General features: G+C 68.8%; 13 protein-coding genes. 8 read left to right on the top strand and 5 right to left on the bottom strand.

The annotated features are described in order from the left end of the window. The first annotated feature begins 394 nt into the window (after positions 1 to 394). From lysX to A5697_RS14510, 5 genes are all read left to right on the top strand, one after another. Positions 395 to 3,730 carry a bifunctional lysylphosphatidylglycerol synthetase/lysine--tRNA ligase LysX gene (gene lysX, locus A5697_RS14530; protein WP_082953395.1) on the top strand — a complete coding sequence of 1,112 codons (3,336 nt, stop codon included), beginning with the start codon at positions 395 to 397 and terminating at the stop codon, positions 3,728 to 3,730. 76 nt (positions 3,731 to 3,806) lie between these two features. Next, a complete protein-coding gene (locus A5697_RS14525) occupies positions 3,807 to 5,291 on the top strand; it encodes an alpha/beta hydrolase family protein (RefSeq protein WP_197501008.1) in 1,485 nt (494 codons plus the stop codon). Positions 5,292 to 5,298: 7 nt separating this feature from the next. After that, positions 5,299 to 5,742, top strand: coding sequence for a DUF6653 family protein (locus A5697_RS14520; protein ID WP_231972069.1), 444 nt, complete (start codon positions 5,299 to 5,301; stop codon positions 5,740 to 5,742). A gap of 5 nt (positions 5,743 to 5,747) precedes the next feature. Continuing rightward, positions 5,748 to 5,981 carry a hypothetical protein gene (locus A5697_RS14515; RefSeq protein WP_068011158.1) on the top strand — a complete coding sequence of 78 codons (234 nt, stop codon included), beginning with the start codon at positions 5,748 to 5,750 and terminating at the stop codon, positions 5,979 to 5,981. A gap of 30 nt (positions 5,982 to 6,011) precedes the next feature. Beyond that, positions 6,012 to 7,760, top strand: a complete 1,749-nt coding sequence (locus A5697_RS14510) for a serine/threonine-protein kinase PknH/PknJ (protein WP_068011109.1) — start codon at positions 6,012 to 6,014, stop codon at positions 7,758 to 7,760. A gap of 3 nt (positions 7,761 to 7,763) precedes the next feature. On the opposite strand, the gene uvrA is transcribed toward A5697_RS14510, so the two are convergent. After that, positions 7,764 to 10,667 carry an excinuclease ABC subunit UvrA gene (uvrA, locus tag A5697_RS14505; RefSeq protein ID WP_068011156.1) on the bottom strand — a complete coding sequence of 968 codons (2,904 nt, stop codon included), beginning with the start codon at positions 10,665 to 10,667 and terminating at the stop codon, positions 7,764 to 7,766. Positions 10,668 to 10,778: 111 nt separating this feature from the next. Here uvrA and A5697_RS14500 point away from each other — a divergent pair, with 111 nt between their 5' ends. Then, a complete protein-coding gene (locus A5697_RS14500) occupies positions 10,779 to 11,465 on the top strand; it encodes an MBL fold metallo-hydrolase (RefSeq protein WP_068011107.1) in 687 nt (228 codons plus the stop codon). A gap of 7 nt (positions 11,466 to 11,472) precedes the next feature. Here the strand turns inward: A5697_RS14500 and A5697_RS14495 are convergent, their stop codons facing one another. Further along, on the bottom strand, positions 11,473 to 11,916 hold the full coding sequence (locus tag A5697_RS14495) for a universal stress protein (RefSeq protein WP_067951216.1): 444 nt from the start codon (positions 11,914 to 11,916) through the stop codon (positions 11,473 to 11,475). Between the two features lie 285 nt (positions 11,917 to 12,201). On the opposite strand from A5697_RS14495, the gene A5697_RS14490 reads away from it, so the two are divergent. After that, entirely contained in the window at positions 12,202 to 13,773 is a 1,572-nt protein-coding gene (locus tag A5697_RS14490; protein ID WP_068011103.1) for a glycosyltransferase family 39 protein, read from the top strand. Between the two features lie 52 nt (positions 13,774 to 13,825). Then, positions 13,826 to 14,545, top strand: a complete 720-nt coding sequence (locus A5697_RS14485) for an MgtC/SapB family protein (protein ID WP_068011102.1) — start codon at positions 13,826 to 13,828, stop codon at positions 14,543 to 14,545. Positions 14,546 to 14,557: 12 nt separating this feature from the next. Here the strand turns inward: A5697_RS14485 and A5697_RS14480 are convergent, their stop codons facing one another. The 3 genes from A5697_RS14480 to A5697_RS14470 all read right to left on the bottom strand — a co-directional run bounded on the left by A5697_RS14480 (position 14,558) and on the right by A5697_RS14470 (position 20,395). After that, positions 14,558 to 15,967, bottom strand: a complete 1,410-nt coding sequence (locus A5697_RS14480; protein ID WP_068011101.1) for an MFS transporter — start codon at positions 15,965 to 15,967, stop codon at positions 14,558 to 14,560. 57 nt (positions 15,968 to 16,024) lie between these two features. Then, positions 16,025 to 18,190, bottom strand: coding sequence for an excinuclease ABC subunit UvrB (uvrB, locus tag A5697_RS14475; RefSeq protein ID WP_068011100.1), 2,166 nt, complete (start codon positions 18,188 to 18,190; stop codon positions 16,025 to 16,027). A gap of 159 nt (positions 18,191 to 18,349) precedes the next feature. Beyond that, the gene (locus A5697_RS14470; protein WP_068011099.1) at positions 18,350 to 20,395 is read right to left on the bottom strand and encodes a serine/threonine-protein kinase; all 2,046 of its coding nucleotides are present in this window, start codon (positions 20,393 to 20,395) and stop codon (positions 18,350 to 18,352) included. Positions 20,396 to 20,531 lie beyond the last annotated feature (136 nt).

The raw sequence follows: 20,531 nt of genomic DNA, 5'->3' as shown, positions 1-20,531 counted from the left end.
GGCCTCGGTCGGGATCCAGCGGCGGAAACACCACACCACCAGCAAAAAAGCCCTGCAATAGCAGGGCCCAATGCCGACCGATCACGGCTTGCAACTAGTCAAGCCGCCCGCGTTGCTCGCGGAACAGACATGCGCGATGTCTGTGACCGGACCGCCAAGCCTTGAAGGAAACTTCGTGGCACGCGGTGGGAGTGGGACTCCACTTACTGATCCTGGCCTTCGCCGGGATGGTCGCGGCCGCCAGTTTAGCAGCCACCGGGGCGGCTTTTTGCACTTCGCCCCGGACCCCCGTCCGGCGCGCACGAGCACGCTTGGGCGACCGGACCAATTATTGCCAGCCGCTCTTCGCGCTTCGCCAAGCTTTTCACGGATTGAGGGCATATCCTCGCGGTCTGTGACTCTCGCTTCATCTCGTTCGGGGTCCCGTTCGGGGGCTCGCGGCCGGTCGCAATCCCGGTATCGCTGGGTACCGGCGGCGGCCGGGTGGATTGTGGGCGTCATCGCCACCGTGTCGCTGCTGGCCAGCGTCTCCCCGGCGATCCGGTGGCTGATCAAGGTCCCCCGGGAGTTCATCAACAACTACCTGTTCAACTTCCCCGACACCAGCATCGCGTGGTCTTTCGTGCTGGCATTGCTGGCCGCGGCCCTGACCGCCCGGAAACGGATCGCCTGGCTGGTGCTGCTCGGCCAGATGATCCTTTCCGCCGGCCTGAACGTCGCCGACATGGCTGCGGGCGACAACACCGCGGCCGAAACCTTCGGGGAGAACCTCGGGTTCGCGGTGCACATCGTGGCGATCGTGCTGCTGGTGCTGGCGTACCGGGAGTTCTGGGCCAAGGTCCGCAAAGGCGCTCTGGTCAAGGCGGCCGCGGTGCTGGTCGCGGGGGACGTGGTCGGGATCCTGCTCTCGTGGGGCCTGGTGGAGTTGTGGCCCGGAACGCTGGCGCGCCAGGACCGGCTGCCCTACGTGGCCAACCGGGTGGTCGGATTCGCCCTGGCCGATCCGGACCTGTTCACCGGCAAGCCGCACGTGTTCCTCAACGCGATCTTCGGCCTGTTCGGAGCGCTGGCGCTGATCCTGGCGACCATCGTGCTCTTCCAATCCCAGCGCGCCGAGAACGCGCTCACCGGTGAGGACGAGTCGGCAATCCGCGGGCTGCTCGAGCTGTACGGCAAGCACGACTCGCTCGGATACTTCGCGACCCGCCGCGACAAGTCGGTGGTGTTCGCGCAAAGCGGCCGCGCCGCCATCACCTACCGCGTCGAAGTCGGCGTCTGCCTGGCCAGCGGCGACCCCATCGGCGACCCGCGGGCGTGGCCGCAGGCCATCGACGCGTGGCTGGGGCTGTGCCAGACCTACGGCTGGGCGCCGGGCGTCATGGGTGCCAGCACGCAGGGGGCGCGCGTCTATCGGGAAGCGGGGCTCAACGCGCTCGAGTTGGGCGACGAGGCCATCCTGCGGACCGCCGATTTCCGGCTGTCCGGCCCCGACATGCGCGGGGTGCGCCAAGCCGTGACCCGGGCCCGCCGGGCGGGGCTGACCGTGCGCATCCGCCGGCACCGCGACATCTCGGCCGAGGAGATGACCCAGACGATCACCCGCGCCGACGCCTGGCGCGACACGCAGACCGAGCGCGGCTTCTCCATGGCGCTGGGCCGGCTGGGCGATCCGGCGGATGGCGACTGCCTGCTGGTCGAAGCGCTGGACCGCGACGGCGCCGTCGTGGCGATGCTGTCGCTGGTCCCGTGGGGAACCACCGGGGTCTCCCTGGACTTGATGCGCCGCTCGCCGCAGTCCCCCAACGGCACCATCGAGCTCATGGTCAGCGAGCTCGCGCTGACCGCCGAAACCCTTGGCATCAGCCGCATTTCGCTGAACTTCGCGATGTTCCGCTCGGCGTTCGAACAGGGCGCCCAGCTCGGCGCGGGCCCGGTCGCCCGGCTGTGGCGGGGGCTGCTGCTGTTCTTCTCGCGGTGGTGGCAGCTGGAGACGCTGTACCGGTCGAACATGAAGTACCAACCGGAATGGGTCCCGCGCTACGCCTGCTACGAGGACGCGCGGCTGATCCCGCGGGTCGGCGTCGCCTCGGTGATCGCCGAGGGCTTCCTGGTGCTGCCGTTCACCCGGCGCGAGAAGGTGCACACCGGCCATCACCCCGCCGTGCCGCCCAGGCTGGTGGAGTCGGGCCTGCTGCATCACGACGGCTCGGCGCCCGACGTCAGCGAACTTCAGCAGCGACGGGACGACGCGGAACTCGAAGAGTCGAGAGCCCGCCTGCCCGAGCAGGTACGGGTGCGCCTGGCCAAGCTGAAGATATTGCGGCGCAACGGCATTGACGCATACCCGGTGGGATCACCACCCAGCCACACGATCGCCCGGGCGCTGGACGCCGACGATCAGGAAAACATCTCGGTGGCGGGCCGGATACTGCGGATACGCGATTACGGCGGGGTGCTGTTCGCCCAGCTGCGGGACTGGTCGGGCGAATTGCAGGTGCTGCTGGACAATTCACGCCTGGAACACAGCCGCACCGCGGACTTCACCGCGGCCATCGACCTCGGCGACCTGGTCGAGATGACCGGGCACATGGGCTTTTCCAAGAACGGCACCCGCTCGTTGATCGTGCGCGACTGGCGGATGATCGGTAAGTGCCTGCGGCCGCTGCCGAACAAGTGGAAGGGGCTGACCGACCCCGAGGCGCGGGTGCGGACCCGCTACGTCGACCTGGCGGTCAATCCCGAGTCGCGCGAGCTGGTCACCGCCCGCAGCAGCGTCTTGCGCTCCGTCCGGGAAACCTTGTTCGCCAAGGGGTTCATCGAAGTCGAGACACCGATCCTGCAGCAGATCCACGGCGGAGCCACCGCCCGGCCGTTCGTCACCCACATCAACACCTACGACATGGACCTGTTCCTGCGCATCGCGCCGGAGCTGTACCTGAAGCGGCTATGCGTCGGCGGCGTGGAGCGGGTGTTCGAGCTGGGCCGGGCCTTCCGCAACGAGGGGGTCGACTTCAGCCACAACCCGGAGTTCACGCTGCTGGAGGCCTACCAGGCGCACGCCGACTACATGGTCTGGATCGACGGCAGCCGGGAGCTCATTCAAAACGCCGCGCAGGCCGCCAACGGCGAGCAGACCGTGCTGCGGCCCGGCGCCGACGGCCGCCTCGAACCGATCGACATCTCCGGGGACTGGCCCGTGAAGACCGTGCACGACGCGGTGTCCGAGGCGCTCGGGGACCACATCGATCCCGACACCCCGCTGTCCGTTTTGCGCAAACTTTCCGACGCGGCCCACATTCCGTATCGCGCGCAGTGGGATGCCGGCGCCGTGGTGCTGGAGCTGTACGAGCACCTGGTCGAGGACCGGACCGAGCGGCCGACCTTCTACATCGACTTCCCGACGTCCGTCTCGCCGCTGACCCGGCCGCACCGCAGCCGGCGCGGCGTCGCCGAAAGGTGGGACCTGGTGGCCTGGGGCGTCGAGCTGGGGACCGCCTACAGCGAGCTCACCGATCCGGTCGAGCAGCGCCGCCGCCTGCAGGAGCAGTCGCTGCTGGCCGCCGGCGGCGACCCCGAGGCCATGGAGCTCGACGAAGACTTCCTGCAGGCCATGGAGTACGCGATGCCGCCCACCGGCGGGCTCGGCATGGGCATCGATCGGCTCGTCATGCTCATAACCGGCCGTAGCATCCGTGAAACGCTGCCATTTCCGCTGGCCAAGCCCCACTAGGCGGCCCCGGACACGCGGGCGGCCCACCGGCGAACATTCGGTGAATATGTTCCAGGCCGGTTAACAATGGCTCACAATGAATGCCGTGACCGCGTCGACGACCAATGCCGCGACGCAGTTGCTGGCAAGTAGTCACACGTCGCTGATGCACGGCTGGGTGCCCACCACGATCCAGGTGGTGACCGCGGTCGTGCTGACGCTGGCCGTCGGCTGGCGGTCGCGTCGGTGGCGGACGGTGTGGTTGCCGGCGGCTGCGCTGGCCGGCGCTGCCGTGGCCTACCTGACGCACTGGTACATCGTCGACCGCGGCCTGTCCGACGAACCCGCGCCGGCGGCGCTGTGGCTCTGGATCACGTTGACCGGCATGGCGGTGGCCGTGCTGCTCCTGGGTTGGCGCGGCGCGCGCCGCTGGCGGCGCGGGGCGGGCCTGCTGGCCGTGCCGTTGTGCGCGCTGTGTGCCGCGCTGGTCCTCAACCTGTGGGTCGGCTATTTCCCGACCGTGCAGGCCGCGTGGAGCCAGATCACGTCCGGTCCCCTGCCCGATCAAACCGACCCGGCCACCGTCACCGCGATGGCCGCCAAACGGGCGCGGCCGCCGCACGGCAGCGTGGTTCCGGTCGCGATCCCCTCTGACGCCTCACATTTCAAGCACCGCGGTGAGCTGGTTTACCTGCCGCCCGAATGGTTCACCAGCAGCCCGCCGCCGGCGCTGCCGACCGTCATGATGATCGGCGGCCAGTTCAACACCCCGGCGGACTGGACCCGCGCGGGCAACGCGGTCAAGACGATCGACGACTTCGCGGCCGCCCACGACGGCAAGGCACCGGTGCTGGTGTTCGTCGACTCCGGCGGGGCCTTCAACAACGACACCGAATGCGTCAACGGAGTCCGCGGTAACGCCGCCGACCATCTGACCAAAGACGTTGTGCCGTACCTGGTTTCCAAGTTCGGCGTCAGCCGCGACCGGTCGCAGTGGGGCATCGCCGGCTGGTCGATGGGCGGGACCTGCGCCGTGGACCTGACCGTCATGCACCCCGACATGTTCAGCGCGTTCGTCGACGTCGCCGGCGACTTCTTCCCGAATGCCGGAAACAAGACGCAAACCATCGCGCGGCTCTTCGGCGGAAACGCCGACGCGTGGGCGGCATTCGACCCGACCACGGTGATCAGCCGGCACGGGCGGTACAGCGACGTCGCGGGCTGGTTCGCCATCTCCTCCGACGGCCCGCCCGCATTGCGCCACGACCCGATGATGACCGACGGCGGCGCGATACGGCTCGCCGCCCGGGAAGCGGCCGCCGACCCCGGCAACCAGACGGCGGCCGCTTATTCGCTGTGTTCACTCGGGCGCGCCAACGGAATCGACTGCGCGGTGCTGGCGCAGCCGGGCAAGCACGATTGGCCGTTCGCCGACCGGGTCTTCGCCGCCGCGCTGCCGTGGCTGGCCGGCCGGCTGGGCACGCCGGGAATTCCGCGGACCGCGCTGCCCGGCGCTGCGCCACCCGCGCCCGCCACCCCGGTCGTCATCCCGGCCGACCATTCCAATCCCGCCAGGCGGTAGCCGGCCGGTGTTTGCTGTTGCGCGGGTTCGGCGCGCGATCTTTGCGCGGCACTGCAATCCGTGGAGCGCCTGGACCCGCTGGGCGAGCACCCCGCTGATCCTGGTGCCGCCGTGGACGCGGCGCTGGAGCCATGCGGCGTGGCTCGGGCTGTGGCTGGCCGTCAACCCGTTCGTTTTCGGCAAGCCGGCGCACGAGCGGGCATGGTCGACGCGGGCGATGCTGGGCGAGGAGCTGTGGATCAGCCGTCGCCCCCGGGACGCGGCCATGGTCATCAGCGTGCTGACTTCGGTGGCCGCGCTCGCCGCCGTCGCCGCCGCGCGTCGCCGCCGCCTGCTGCCCGCGGCGGCGGCCATCGCGGTGCAGATGGCGTTGACGCTGGTGTATTGGGAACAAATGGTGCGCTATCTGGAGCGCGAGCGGCGGGCCGCCGCCGGGCTTTTAGTAGCGTGACCTTCATGCCCGACGAACCCACCCCGCCCGATCCCGGGTACGACAGCGCCGGCGTGCCGACCTTCGATTCCGTCCGCGAGAAGATCGAAAACCGCTACGCGACTTCCTTGGGCGACGCGGAATTGGACGCCGAATCCCCCGAGGGCCGCACCGTCGCCGAGCAATACGACGAGCGCGAGCGCGCCGCGGCCGAACGGTTGGCCGAAATCCGCGAGTCGATGCGCACGGATGAGGGCTAGGGCGGCTGGCTTAGCGTCGGGGGGACGTCGATGAGTGAAACGCAGCCCGGTTCGCGGATCGGGAGCCGGTTCGGGCCGTACCAGCTGCGCCGCCTGCTGGGCCGCGGCGGGATGGGCGAGGTTTACGAGGCCTACGACACCGTCAAGGACCGCGTGGTCGCGCTCAAGCTGGTCTCCGAGGAAGTCAGCTCCGACGACGTGTTTCGCCGGCGCATGCAGCGCGAGGCGCGGACCGCCGGCCGGCTGCAGGAACCCCATATCGTGCCGATTCACGACTTCGGGGAGCTCGACGGTCAAGTGTTCATCGACATGCGCCTGATCGAAGGGCGTCACGTGGGCACGGAGCTGAGCCGCACCGGGCCGCTACCACCACCGCGCGCGGTCGCGATCGTCGAACAGGTCGCCTCCGCGCTCGATGCCGCGCACCGCGCCGGGGTCATTCATCGCGACATAAAACCCGAGAACATCCTGCTCACCGAGGGCGACTTCGCCTACCTGGTCGACTTCGGCATCGCCGCGGCGGCCACCGATCAGCGGGCGACCAGGATGACGAAAACCGGTGCCGCCATTGGCAGCTGGAACTACATGGCCCCCGAGCGATTCGGCAACGACGACCCGACCTACCGCGTCGACATCTACGCTCTCGCCTGCCTGCTTTTCGAATGCCTCACGGGGACAACACCTTTCCAGGCCACCAGCCTCAGCAGCCTGATGGCCGCACACCTGGTGGAGCCGATCCCGCGCCCCAGCCAACGCAATCCCGCCGTCCCGGCGGCGTTCGACGAGGTCGTCGCCCGCGGGATGGCCAAAGACCCGAACGACCGCTACCCGACAGCGGGTGATCTGGCGAAGGCGGCCCTGCACGCGCTGAGCACGCCGGACCAACGCGAGGCGACCGAGCTGATCCAGCACAGCCGGCATTTCGCGCCGCCGCCGCGCATTGAGCCGTTTGCCGCCCAGCCCGCGCCGCCGCCTCCGGCGTGGTTCACGGCCCCGCCCGGCGGGCCGTGGGCGCCGCCCGCACCCCCTCGGCGCAGGCTGGGGCTGGTCATCGGCGCGCTCGCGCTCGTCGTCGCGGTCATCGCGGGCACCGGGGTGTGGTTGGCGGTCGGCAAGTCCGGTGATCCCCCGCCGGACGCCTCCCCAACGACGACCACCGCGGCTCCCTCCACCACGAGTGCGGCGACCAGCAGCGCGGCCCCCACAGTGGGTCCCGCACAACTGGATTCGCTCCTGCTTCCGGTCGACCAGATCAACGCCCTGGTCGGCACCACCGGGATCATCGTCGAGGGCAGCACGCGCGAGATGACGGACCCCGACCCGACCAGCACCGTGTCCGACGACAAGTGCACCGGGGCGTTCATCGGTCTCCAAACCCGGACGTACAAGAGCAGCGGCTACACCGCGATGCTCGCCCAGGTGATGAAGAAACCGCAAAGCGACCCTCCCAACGTCGTGGTCCAGGGGGCGGTGATCTTCGCGTCCGCCGACCAGGCCCGGGGGTTCGTGAACAACCAATGGCCGCAATGGCGGGACTGCGGCGGGAAGACCGTGACCCAGCTCGGCGAGAAAGGGTCACTCCAATGGACCTTCGGGCAGATCAGCGGCAATCCGCCCAACATCGCCCTGCAGCACACGTTGGCCAACAGCCTGGTGGTGTGCCAGCACGTCCTCGAGGCAGCGTCCAACGTGGTTTTCGACGTGGACGTGTGCGGGCTCGGAGTCATAAACCAGGCGAGGTTGATCGCCAACCAGATGGCGACCAAGATCCCCGGCTGAGAATCAGGCGGTGGCTTTGCGTCGCCGCTTCGGCCGCTGCGGCGGGGCGGCGCGGCCGATCACCTCCGCGAGGAACTTACCGGTGTAGCTTTCCGGCACGGCGGCGATGTCCTCCGGGGTGCCTTCGGCCACAACGGTTCCGCCCTCGGCGCCACCCTCGGGCCCCATGTCGACGATCCAGTCCGACGTCTTGATGACGTCCAGGTTGTGCTCGATGAGGATGACCGTGTTGCCCTTGTCCACCAGCCCGTTGATCACGGTGAGCAGCTTGCGGATGTCGTCGAAATGCAGCCCGGTGGTGGGCTCGTCGAGGATGTAGACGGTGCGCCCCGTCGAACGCTTCTGCAGTTCGGCGGCCAGCTTGACGCGCTGCGCCTCACCGCCGGACAGCGTCGGGGCGGGCTGGCCCAGCCGGACATAGCCCAGGCCGACGTCGACGAGCGTGCGCAGGTACCGGTGGATGCCGGTGATCGGCTCGAAGAACTCCGCCGCCTCCTCGATCGACATGTCCAGCACCTCGGAGATGGTCTTGCCCTTGTAGTGCACTTCCAGGGTTTCGCGGTTGTAGCGCGCGCCGTGGCAGACCTCGCAGGGCACGTACACATCCGGCAGGAAGTTCATCTCGATCTTGATGGTGCCGTCGCCCGTGCACGCCTCGCAGCGGCCGCCCTTGACGTTGAACGAGAACCGGCCCGGTTGGTAGCCGCGGACTTTGGCCTCGGTGGTGGCCGCGAACAGGGTGCGGATCTTGTCGAACACGCCGGTGTAGGTGGCCGGGTTGGACCGCGGTGTGCGCCCGATCGGCGACTGGTCGACGCGCACCAGCTTGTCCAGGTGGTCCAGGCCCGTCACCCGGGTGTGCCGGCCAGGGACGAGCCGGGCGCCGTTCAGCCGGTTGGCGAGCACCGTGGCCAGGATGTCGTTGACGAGTGTCGACTTTCCGGAGCCGGACACGCCGGTCACCGAGGTCAGCACGCCGAGCGGGAACGAGACGTCGATGCCGCGCAGGTTGTGCTCGCGGGCGCCGACGACGGTGAGCTGACGCTTGCGGTCTATCGCACGCCGGATCGCCGGCATCTCGATGGCCTCCTTCCCCGACAGGAAGGCGCCGGTGATCGAGTCGTCGTTGGCCAGCAGCTCGGCGTACGTCCCGCTGTGCACGATCTGCCCGCCGTGCTCGCCGGCCCGGGGCCCGATGTCGACGATCCAGTCCGCGTGGGCGATGGTGTCCTCGTCGTGCTCGACGACGATCAGCGTATTGCCCAAATCCCTTAGCCGTGTGAGGGTTTCGATGAGGCGACGGTTGTCGCGCTGGTGCAGCCCGATCGACGGCTCGTCGAGCACGTAGAGCACGCCCACCAGCCCGGACCCGATCTGGGTCGCCAACCGGATGCGTTGCGCCTCACCGCCGGACAGCGTGGCCGCCGCGCGCGACAGCGACAGGTAGTCCAGCCCCACGTCGAGCAGAAAGCCGAGCCGAGACTGGATCTCCTTGAGCACCTGCCCGGCGATGGCCTGCTCCCGGTGCCCCAGGGTGAGCGCGTTCAGGAAGTCCGAGCAGTCCGAGATCGACAGCTCGGAGACCTCGGCGATGGACTTGGCGCCCCGGTCCCCCGCGCTGAGTGTCACCGCCAGGATCTCCGGCTTCAGCCGGGTGCCCTCGCACTCCGGGCAGGGCACGTCGCGCATGAAGCCCTCGTAGCGTTCCTTCATCTGCTCGGATTCGGTCTGCGCCATCTTGCGCTGCAGGAACGCCAGCACACCCTCGAAATCGGCATAGTACGAACGGGTTCGGCCGTACCGGTTGCGGTAGCGCACATGCACCTGGTGATCCGAGCCCTCGAGAATCGCCTTGCGCGCCTTGGCCGGCAGCTTGCGCCACGGCGTGTCGACGTCGAAGCCCATCTCGTCGCCGAGCCCGGCCATCATCCGGGTGAAGTACTCCGCGGTGTGGCCCGTCGACCAAGGGGCCACCGCACCCTCCGCCAAGGTGCGTTCGGGATCGGGCACCACCAGGTCGGGGTCGACCTCCTTGCGGATGCCCAGGCCGGTGCACTCGGGGCAGGCGCCGTACGGCGAGTTGAAGGAGAACGATCGCGGCTCCAGGTCGTCGACCGCCAGCGCGTGCCCGTTGGGACACGCCAGCTTCTCGGAGAACCGCTGCTCGCGGTTGTGCGCGTCGTGCTCGTGATCGACGAACTCCAGCACGACGATGCCGTCGGCCAGGTTCAGCGCGGTCTCCACGGAATCGGTGAGCCGCTGCTTGGCGCTCGCCTTGACGGTGAGGCGGTCCACCACCACCTCGATGTCGTGCTTCTCCTGCTTCTTCAGCTTGGGCGGGTCGGTCAGCGAGTGCACCACGCCGTCGACCCGGACCCGGCTGTAGCCCTGCGCGTTCAGCTTCTCGAACAGGTCGGCGAACTCGCCCTTGCGGGTGCGCACCACCGGCGCGAGCACCAGGAAGCGGGTGCCCTCCGGCATCGCCAGGACCTGGTCGACGATTTGCTGGGGAGTCTGGCGGGCAATCCGCTCGCCGCACACCGGGCAGTGCGGCGTGCCGGCGCGCGCGTAGAGCAGCCGCAGGTAGTCGTACACCTCGGTGATCGTCCCGACGGTCGATCTCGGGTTGCGGTTGGTCGACTTCTGGTCGATCGACACCGCCGGGGACAGACCCTCGATGAAGTCGACGTCCGGCTTGTCCATCTGGCCCAGGAACTGGCGGGCATACGCGGACAGCGACTCGACGTACCGGCGCTGGCCCTCGGCGAAAATCGTGTCGAAAGCCAGCGACGATTTGCCCGACCCCGACAGCCCGGTGAAGACGATCAGCGCGTCGCGCGGTAGGTCGAGGTCGACGCCCCGCAGGTTGTGTTCGCGGGCGCCCTTGACGATCAGGCGGTCAGCCACGCTGCCCTCTCTCAGTGGATCTTTTACGTTCTGCGGCCGGTAATGCGCACGGCGCATTCCATGCTATGTGCCCGTACCGACAAGAAACGTTTGACCAGTAACGTGGCCGCTATGACTGCCCCCGACAAGGTGAGCGACAACTACACCGGACACGTCGACCCTGGTACTGCGGCCCGCCGGACCCTACCCGGCGCCACGATCCTAAAGGTGTCGGTGGGCCCTATGGACAACAATGCGTATCTGGTGACGTGTTCGGAGACCGGGGAGACGTTGTTGATCGACGCCGCCAATGACGCGGACGTCCTGATCGGCTTGATCCGGCGGAACGCACCCAAGGTGTCGCTGATCGTGACCAGCCATCAGCACTTCGACCACTGGCAGGCGCTGGAGGCCGTGGCCGCGGCCACCGGGGCGCCGACCGCCGCCAACGAGATCGACGCCGCGGCGTTGCCGGTCAAACCGGACCGTTTGCTGGCGGGCGGCGACACCGTGCGGATCGGCGAGCTGCAGTTCGAGGTCATCCACCTGCGCGGGCACACGCCCGGCTCGATCGCGCTTGCCCTCGACGGGCCCGCCACGGGCGGGGTCACCCAGCTGTTCACCGGCGACTGCCTCTTCCCGGGCGGCGTCGGCAAGACATGGCAGCCCGGCGATTTCGCGCAGCTACTGGACGACGTCACCACCCGGGTGTTCGACGTGTGCGACGACTCCACCGTCATCTACCCCGGCCACGGCGACGACACGGTGCTCGGCGCCGAGCGCCCTCACCTGGGCGAATGGCGCGAGCGGGGCTGGTAGGCCCCCGCTACGACGTGGTGTGGACGATCAGCACGTCCACCTTGGCGCGCCGCGACACGTTGGCCGGCACCGATCCGAGCAGCCGGCCCGCGATTGTGCTGAGTCCGACGTTTCCGACCACCAGCAGGTCGGCCTTCTCGTCCTCGGCCAGCTTGACCAGCGCGTCGACCGGGGCGCCTTCGATCGGGCGCTCCTCGACGTTCTTGGCCCCGGCCTTGTGCGCCCGCTCCTTCGCGTCCTGCAGGATCGCGTAGATCGGCGCGGTGCCGGACACCTTGTAGCTTTCGTTGCGCAGCGCGTCGGCGGCCCGGGTGTCCTCATGCTGGGGCAGGTACGCCGATGCGACGATCAGCCTGGCGTCCGGCCCGGCGATCTGCGCCGCCTTGTCCACCGCACGCATTGACGAGTCCGAGCCGTCGGTTCCCACCACTACAGTCTGATAGGCGCCCATTAACCCTCCCAGTTTCGGTTGGTCAGCCAACCCAAGACACTATCGCGTTTGCCCGTTGCAGAGGGAACAGATTAGCGACACCGCGTGGCGCGGCGTGTCGATAATTTGCGGGGCTGCGCTGCGCGGGCGGACAATATCGCCGATGGCAAAACAATCAAATGCTCAGGCCCTACGCGGAAAGCGTTGCATAACGCAGCTTTTCGCGGAATGCGGACGCCTGGGGCTAATGTGCGGGGCGCGATTTGTGAGCCGGCCCCGCGATTGCGCTTTACAGTGACAAGCATCATGTCCATGCCCACCGTCGAGCAGCGCGTCGCGGACCGAGTCGCAGAAACCGCGCCGGCGCGTTCGCCGGGGCGGTTGCTCGACCCGTGGGCGATCGCCGTGTTCGCGGCCGTGGTCAGCGGCGCGTGGGCGTGTAGGCCCTCCCTGTGGTTCGACGAGGGGGCGACGATCTCGGCCGCCGGGAGCCGGACGCTGGCGGAGCTGTGGCGGCTGCTGGGCCACATCGATGCCGTGCACGGGCTGTATTACCTGCTGATGCACGGTTGGTTCGCGCTGTTCCCGCCGACTGAGTTCTGGTCGCGAGCGCCCAGCGCCCTGGCGGTGGGCGCCGCCGCGGCGGGCGTCACCGTCTTCACCAGGCAGTTTTCGACACGTCCGGCCGCGGTGTGCGCCGGCGTCATGTTCGCCATCCTGCCGCGCACCACCTGGGCGGGCATGGAGGCGCGCCCCTACGCCTTCGCGGCCGCGGCGGCGGTCTGGCTGACCGTATTGCTCGTCGCCGCCGCCCGGCGCAACGGACTTCGATTGTGGGTTGGCTACGCGCTGGCCTTGATGCTCGCGATTCTGCTCAATCTGAACATGGTGCTGTTGGTACCGGTTTACGCCGTGATGGTGCCGCTATTGACGCCCGAGAAGGCGCGCAAATCCGCGGTTATTCGGTGGGCGATCACCTCATCCGTGGCGGTCGCGGCCATGGTGCCGTTCATCGTGTTCGCCCACGCGCAGGTATGGCAGGTCAACTGGATTTACCCGGTCAGCTGGCATTACGCGTTCGACATCATCCTGCGCCAGTATTTCGACCACAGCGTCCCGTTCGCCATTCTGTCCGCCGTGCTCATCGTGGCGGCGGTCGCGGCCCGGCTGGCCGGTGTCCGGCCCCCCACCGGCGACACGCGCCGGCTCCTGATCATCTGCTCCGCGTGGCTGGTCATCCCCACCGCGCTCGTGGTCATCTATTCGGCCGTCGGCGAGCCGATCTACTACCCGCGCTATCTGATCTTCACCGCGCCCGCGATGGCCGTGGTCCTTGCCCTTTGCATCGTCACGATCGCCCGCAAACCCTGGCCCATCGCCGGAGTGGTGCTGGCCTGCGCCGTTGCCGCGGTGCCGAACTACCTGTTCATCCAGCGCTGGCCGTACGCCAAGGAGGGCTGGGACTACAGCCAGGTGGCCGATCTGATCAGCTCCCACGCCGCGCCCGGTGACTGCCTGCTGGTGGACAACACCGTGCCGTGGCGGCCCGGGCCGATCCGCGCCCTGCTGGCCACCCGGCCCGCGGCGTTCCGGTCACTCATCGATGTCGAACGCGGCGCCTACGGGCCGAAGGTGGGGTCGCTATGGGACGGACACGTCGCCGTGTGGCTGACGACGGCCAAAATCAACAAATGCCCCGCGATCTGGACAATTACCAATAAAGAAACGTCGTTGCCCGATCATCAATCCGGACCGTCATTGCCGCCGGGACCTGCATTCGGGCGCGCCCCGGCTTATCGGTTCCCGAGTTATCTCGGTTTCCGCATTGTCGAACGTTGGCAGTTCCATTACTCGCAGGTGGTGAAGTCCACGCGGTGATTGCCGCTTTGCCGACGGCGTGAACCGCCAATTGTTGGGTAGTTGAACGGGTATGCAGAGTTGGCTGGCCGCGCCGCTGCTGGGCGGCAACGTACAAGGTGTCCGCCACCTCGTCGAACTGTTCGTCGCCTTCGGGTTGACCACGCTCATCGGCCTGGAACGCACCATCCAGGGCAAGAGCGCCGGATTGCGCACCCAGACGATCGTCGGGACCTCGGCGGCGCTGATCATGCTGGTCAGTAAGTACGGCTTCGCCGACGTCCTGTCGAGCGGCACGATCGTGCTGGACCCGTCTCGCGTCGCGGCCCAAATCGTTTCCGGCATCGGCTTTTTGGGCGCGGGCATCATCATCACCCGGCGCGGCGCGGTGCACGGGCTCACGACGGCGGCCGCGGTCTGGGAGTCGGCCGCGGTCGGCATGGCGGTGGGCGCCGGCTTGCTGCTGCTCGCCATCGCCGTCGTGGCCCTGCACTTCGTCAGTGCGCTGGTGTTCAAGGCGGTCGAGGGCCGCCTGACCGCCCAGCTGCGCGGCACGGTGCGGGTGCAGATCATCTACGAAAACGGCCGCGGCATGCTGCGGGAGGTGTTGCGGATCTGCGGGCAGCGCAACTGGCAGCTCACCGAGCTCGACGCGGATGCCCACGACATCGACGACGGCGAGGTCCGGGTGACGATGACGTTGTCGGGCGCCAAGATCGCGAACGCACGACAAGTCTTCGGCGACGTCGACGGGGTGGTCGCGGTCTTGCAGACCGCCGACAACCCCGACTGAGCTCAGCGCGGGCTAGCCGATCGGCAGCGCCTCGCGCACGCCGCGGGTCGCGCGGTAGGAGACCGCCACACCGGCGGCGCTCAGCGCGGTGAAAACCGTGAACAGCCAGTGCGCCGCCATCCCGTCGCCGCCCTTGGCGGTGTTGACCACCACCCCGGCCAAACCGGCGGCGATCGCCGCGGAGATCAGCTGGACGGTGTTGATGGCCGCGGAGGCGGCGCTGCCCTCGGCCGGATCGTCGACCGAGGCCATCGCGCGCGCCGACAAATGCGGCCAGGCCATACCGATCCCGGTCCCGGCCACCAGCAGCGCCACGGCCCACAGCGCGGCCGTCCAGGGCGACGTGTCGCCGCGCCTTGCCACCGCGGCCAGGGCCAGGCCGGAGGCGGCGACGATCGGCGCCGCCACGATCACCAGCCTGATCGAGCGCGGGCTCTCCAGCGACGCGCTGACGATCTCGCTCACCGTCCAGCCGAGCGCCAGCGCGGCTCCCAGGAACCCGGCCGCGATCGGGGTCAGGTGCGCCAACCGCTGCCCGAACAGCGGCACGTAGGTGTTCACCATCGCGGCGCCCATCAGCGCACCCATGGTCAGGTAGATCCACTTCAACGGCCCCGGACCGAACACGCTGGGCGGCAATATCGCCGCGTGCGTCCGCCAGTCGACGACCACGAACACCCCCACCAGCGCGATGCCTGCGGCGAGCAACGCGAACGTCGCCAGCGTGTTGTGTGGAATCTGGGCGACGCTGACCGCCAGTGCCGCCGCACCGATCAGCAGCAGCGACCGCACCGGCACCTTCTTCGACGGGATGGCGGTGCTGGGCTCGACGCGGGCCAGCGCGACCGGCACCAACATGGCCATCAGGCCCGTGAGCACCGCCATCGCCACGAAGGCCCAGCGCCACAGGCCGAGCTGCGCGAACAGGCCACCCGTCGTGGGGCCGACCACCGTCGCCACGCCCCACATCGCCGACACCAGTGCCGAGCCACGCGTCCACAGCACGCGCGGCAGGGCGGAATTGATCACGGCGTACCCGAGGCCGGCCAGCAGCCCACCGGCCACGCCCTGCAGGGCACGCCCAGCTATCAAAACCTGCATGTTCGGCGCCGCCGCGCAAACCAGGCTGGAGACACCGAACACGGCGAGTCCGGTCAGGTAGGACGAGCGCGCCCCCGCGCGCAGCAGCATCGGATTGACCATCGCCGCGGCCACCACCGACCCGACCAGGTACAAAGTCGTCACCCAGGCGTACAGCCGGCTGCCGCCGATTTCGGCGATGGTGTTCGGCAACAAGCTGGTGGTCAGGAACTCGTTGGTGGCGTACAGGGCCACTCCGCCGGCCAGCAGGATGGAAGTCCTCAGGTACCTGGCTCCCAGCAGCTGATCCCAGCCGCCGGTGACGGTCGCGGTGTCGGTCACCCCTCTACCGTATGGGGTGTCGCGAGAGTGACGATCCGAGATCCGCTGCCAGCAAACTCATTTCAGGCCGGCGGCGTCCATCCCCCGCAGTTCCTTCTTGAGGTCGGCGATCTCGTCGCGGAAGCGCGCGGCCAGCTCGAACTGCAAGTCCCGCGCGGCGGCCATCATCTGCTCGGTGAGGTCCTTGATCAGGTCGGCCAGTTCGGCGCGCGGCATGCTGGTCGTGTCGCGGCCCTCGAACACGCCGGCGCTGACGGCGCGGCCCGGCTCGCCCTGGGCGCGCCGTCCCCGGGAGGAGTTGCGTCCGGAGCCGCCGATCCCCACCTCGGTGGCCCCAGTATCAGCGGCCTCGCGATAGACCTGGTCGAGGATGTCGGCGATCTTCTTGCGCAGCGGCTGCGGGTCGATGCCGTGGGCCTCGTTGTAGGCGATCTGCTTGGCCCGCCGCCGTTCGGTCTCGTCGATCGCCTCCTTCATCGAGTCCGTGATGGAGTCCGCGTACATGTGCACTTCGCCGGAGACGTTGCGGGCGGCCCGGCCGATGGTCTGGATCAGGCTGCGCGAGGACCGCAGGAAGCCTTCCTTGTCGGCGTCCAGGATCGCCACCAGTGACACCTCGGGGAGGTCCAGACCCTCGCGGAGCAGGTTGATGCCGACGAGGACGTCGTAGTCGCCCAGCCGCAGCTGGCGCAGGAGTTCCACCCGGCGCAGGGTGTCGACCTCGGAGTGCAGGTAGCGCACCCGGATGCCCATCTCCAGCAGGTAGTCGGTCAGGTCTTCGGCCATCTTCTTGGTCAGCGTCGTGACCAGCACCCGCTCGTCGGCCTCGGTGCGCTTGCGGATCTCCCCGATCAGGTCGTCGATCTGGCCCTTGGTCGGCTTGACCACCACCTTCGGGTCCACCAATCCGGTCGGCCGGATCACCTGCTCGACGAACTCGCCGCCGGCCTGGCTGAGTTCGTAGGGGCCGGGGGTGGCCGACAGGTACACCGTCTGCCCGATCCGGTCGGCGAACTCCTCCCACGTCAGCGGCCGGTTATCGCACGCCGACGGCAGCCGGAAGCCGTATTCGACCAGGTTGCGCTTGCGGGACATGTCGCCCTCGTACATGCCGCCGATCTGCGGCACCGTGACGTGCGACTCGTCGATGACGAGCAGGAAGTCGTCCGGGAAGTAGTCCAGCAGGGTCGCCGGCGGCGAGCCCGGTCCGCGGCCGTCGATGTGCCGCGAGTAGTTCTCGATGCCCGAGCAGAAGCCGACCTGACGCATCATCTCGATGTCGTAGTTGGTGCGCATCCGCAGGCGCTGCGCCTCCAGCAGCTTGCCCTGGCCCTCCAGCTCGGCAAGCCGCGCGGCCAGCTCCTCCTCGATCGTGGAGATCGCGTGGGCCATCCGCTCCGGCCCGGCGACGTAGTGCGTCGCCGGGAAGATCCGCAGCGAGTCGACCTGCCGGATCACGTCGCCGGTCAGCGGGTGCAGGTAGTACAGCGCCTCGACCTCGTCTCCGAAGAACTCGATGCGCACCGCCAGCTCCTCGTAGGACGGGATGATCTCGACGGTGTCGCCGCGCACCCGGAACGAGCCGCGGGTGAAGGACAGGTCGTTGCGGGTGTACTGCACGTCGACCAGCAACCGCAGCAGCGCGTCGCGGGGCACCTCGGTGCCCACGCGCAGTTCCACGGAGCGGTCCAGATACGACTGGGGCGTGCCCAGGCCGTAGATGCACGACACCGAGGCCACCACGACGACGTCGCGCCGCGACAGCAGCGACGACGTCGCGGAATGCCTCAGCCGCTCCACGTCGTCGTTGATCGAGCTGTCCTTTTCGATGTAGGTGTCGGTCTGCGCGATGTACGCCTCGGGCTGGTAGTAGTCGTAGTACGAGACGAAGTACTCAACCGCGTTGTGCGGCAACATCTCTCGCAGTTCATTGGCCAGCTGGGCGGCCAGCGTCTTGTTCGGCGCCATGACCAGCGTGGGCCGCTGCAGCCGCTCGATGAGCCACGCGGTGGTGGCCGACTTCCCCGTGCCGGTGGCGCCGAGCAGCACAACGTCGCGCTCCCCCGCCCTGATGCGGCGTTCCAGCTCGTCGATGGCGGCCGGCTGGTCGCCGGCGGGCGCGTGCGGGCTGACCACCTCGAAGTGGCCGCCGACGCGCACGACCTCGTCGACCGCGCGGTATTCCGAATGGGCGAGTACCGGATGTTCCGTGGCGAAAGCCATGCCACCAGGGTAGAACCGTCCACCGACAAGTGTCCCGTGCCGGGCGAGCGCAGCCACATCCGTCACATGGGTCACCGAGTTGGAAGGACAAGACGATTCCCGAACTCGATAGCGCGGGCGATATCAAATCCGAGAAGCGCCTATTGGTTCCGACAGCCGCTATCCCGCGGGACGCGTCCAGGTCCGGGTGACGGGGTCGCACTGCAGCAGATAGCCGTCGTTAGAGGTGGTCATCGCGAACACCGAAGTGCCGGGACGGTCGCACGAGCTGCCGGAGGCGTGCACGCCCATGGTGATCGGCGCCTTGGCCCAGCTGTTGCCCTCGCAGACGATCTGCTCGCTGTTGGTGGGGTCGTAGGCCAGCTTGCCGGTGTCGCCGCACAACCCGCCGAGCACTGGCGGCGCCGGGGCCGACGCGGCCGTCGAGGTGCTGATGGCCTGGGCGGGGTCGCTCAGGTTCACGCCGGCCGGCACGTCGCCGACCCGGGTCGCCACCACCGGCACCCGCACCACCGCGCCCTGGGCGCCGCATTCGTTGCTGAGCACGGTCTCGGTCACGGTGCCGCGCAGGGTGCCGTCGGCCTGGGGCGCCAGCGACCAGGCCAGGGTCTCCTGCTGGGTGGCCCCGATCTGGCTGTTGGGTTGGGTGCAGCTCAGCCGGTCCTGCTGGGGGGCGCCCTGCCAGTAGCCGCCGACGAAGTGCAGCGTGTCCGTCTTGCCCCCGTCGGCCGTTTGGTGGGTGGCGTTGTCCAGCCGGGTCCCGGTGGCCGCGCATCCGCTGGCGGTGCACGCCGAACGGAAGGCCCACCAGCCGGTGGCGGGGCCGTCGTGGCGGATGGCGACGCCGTTGGTGGTCCGCTTGCTCTGGTCGTAGTCCAGTTTGTAGCTCCCGTTGAGCACCGGTCCGCCGGGGCCGGCCGGCGCGGCACTCGGCGCGGGGACGGACGGCTTCGACGCGAGGGCCGGGTTGGCCGGCGGGGTATCGGGCTCGAACGAGTACAGCACCGACCAGGTGGCTGCCACGGCGATGAGCATCGCGCACACCAGCCCGACCGCCCACCGCGCCCGTGCGGAGAACCGGTGGTTCATCGCCGCCGCGACGGCGCGCGGGCCGCGCTGCCCGGCCGTCAACGCCGCGGTTCGGGGACCGGCTTCGGCGACGTCGTCAGACCGCTCGCTGACGGCGGCGGCAAACGCGCGGCACCGCTCGAACCTGTCCCCTGGCCGCTTGGCCAGGGCCCGGCGGAACACCTCATCGAGATGCGCCAGCTCCGGGCGGTAATCGCTGAGCCGGGGCGGCTCCTCGTGCAGGTGCTGGCTGATCACCGCGATCGGATTCGAGTGCTGAAACGGCGGCGTGCCGGTGAGTAGATGGAAAGCCGTTGCGGCCAAGGCGTATTGGTCCGCCCGCCCGTCGATGTTGGATCCCGTCAACTGTTCTGGGGCGGCATAGGCCACCGTCCCCACCGCGACATTGGTCTCGGTGATCCCGCTGATGTCGCCCAGGTGACGCGCGACACCGAAGTCCGCCAACAGGATTCGGCGTTCCCCGCCTTCCGGATGGGTGAGCAGGATGTTGGCCGGTTTGACGTCGCGGTGCAGCAGCCCGCGGTCGTGGGCGTAGTCGAGGGCGCCCGCGACGGCCTGGACGATGCCGCACACCTCCCGGATCGGCATCCCGTCGTGATAGCGCTCTTTCACCAGCCGGGAGGCGTCGGTGCCCTCGACGTAGTCCATGGAAATCCAGAGGTGGCCGTTGAATTCGCCGCGGTCGTGCACGCCGACGATGTGGGGATGCCACAGCGTCGCGGCGAGGTCGGCCTCGCGGTTGAACCTTTCGCGGAATTCGGGATCGGCCGTGACCGCCTCCGCCAGCACCTTGATCACGTCGCGACGCGGCAACCGGGGGTGCAGTGCCAGATACACCTCGGCCATGCCCCCGGCGCCCAGCTGCCGCAGGATCGTGTAGCCCGCGAACGGTGCCCCGCCGGTTATCGACGGGCGGGACCCGTCGGCCTGCCGCGCGGCCCCGGGCTCGACGCTCGGGGTCGAGCTGACCGGAGGAACGCGGCGGAACACATGGGAGATCGTCACCGCGGGCAGCGACTGAAAGCCCGCGCGCACCGCCGCACCGGCCTGACGCGGGTTGCTCAGCAGCCGCCGCCCGGCGCCGATGCGCCGGGTAGTCCCCTTGTGTTCATCCATCTATGGCTTCGCCCCCTCGTCCTTCGCCCATCAGGGCTTCGCGATTGGGCCTGCACCCCCTTACGTCTAGATCATGCCGGATCGCGGTGGGGCATTCGTCTCCGCAAGCTATGAACCGGTTATGAGTGGCGGCCTC

Source organism: Mycobacterium sp. E3251, assembly GCF_001666835.1.
Lineage (GTDB): Bacteria > Actinomycetota > Actinomycetes > Mycobacteriales > Mycobacteriaceae > Mycobacterium.
The sequence above is the reverse complement of the archived record's forward strand: the minus strand, read 5'-3'. Positions and strand labels throughout refer to the sequence as shown.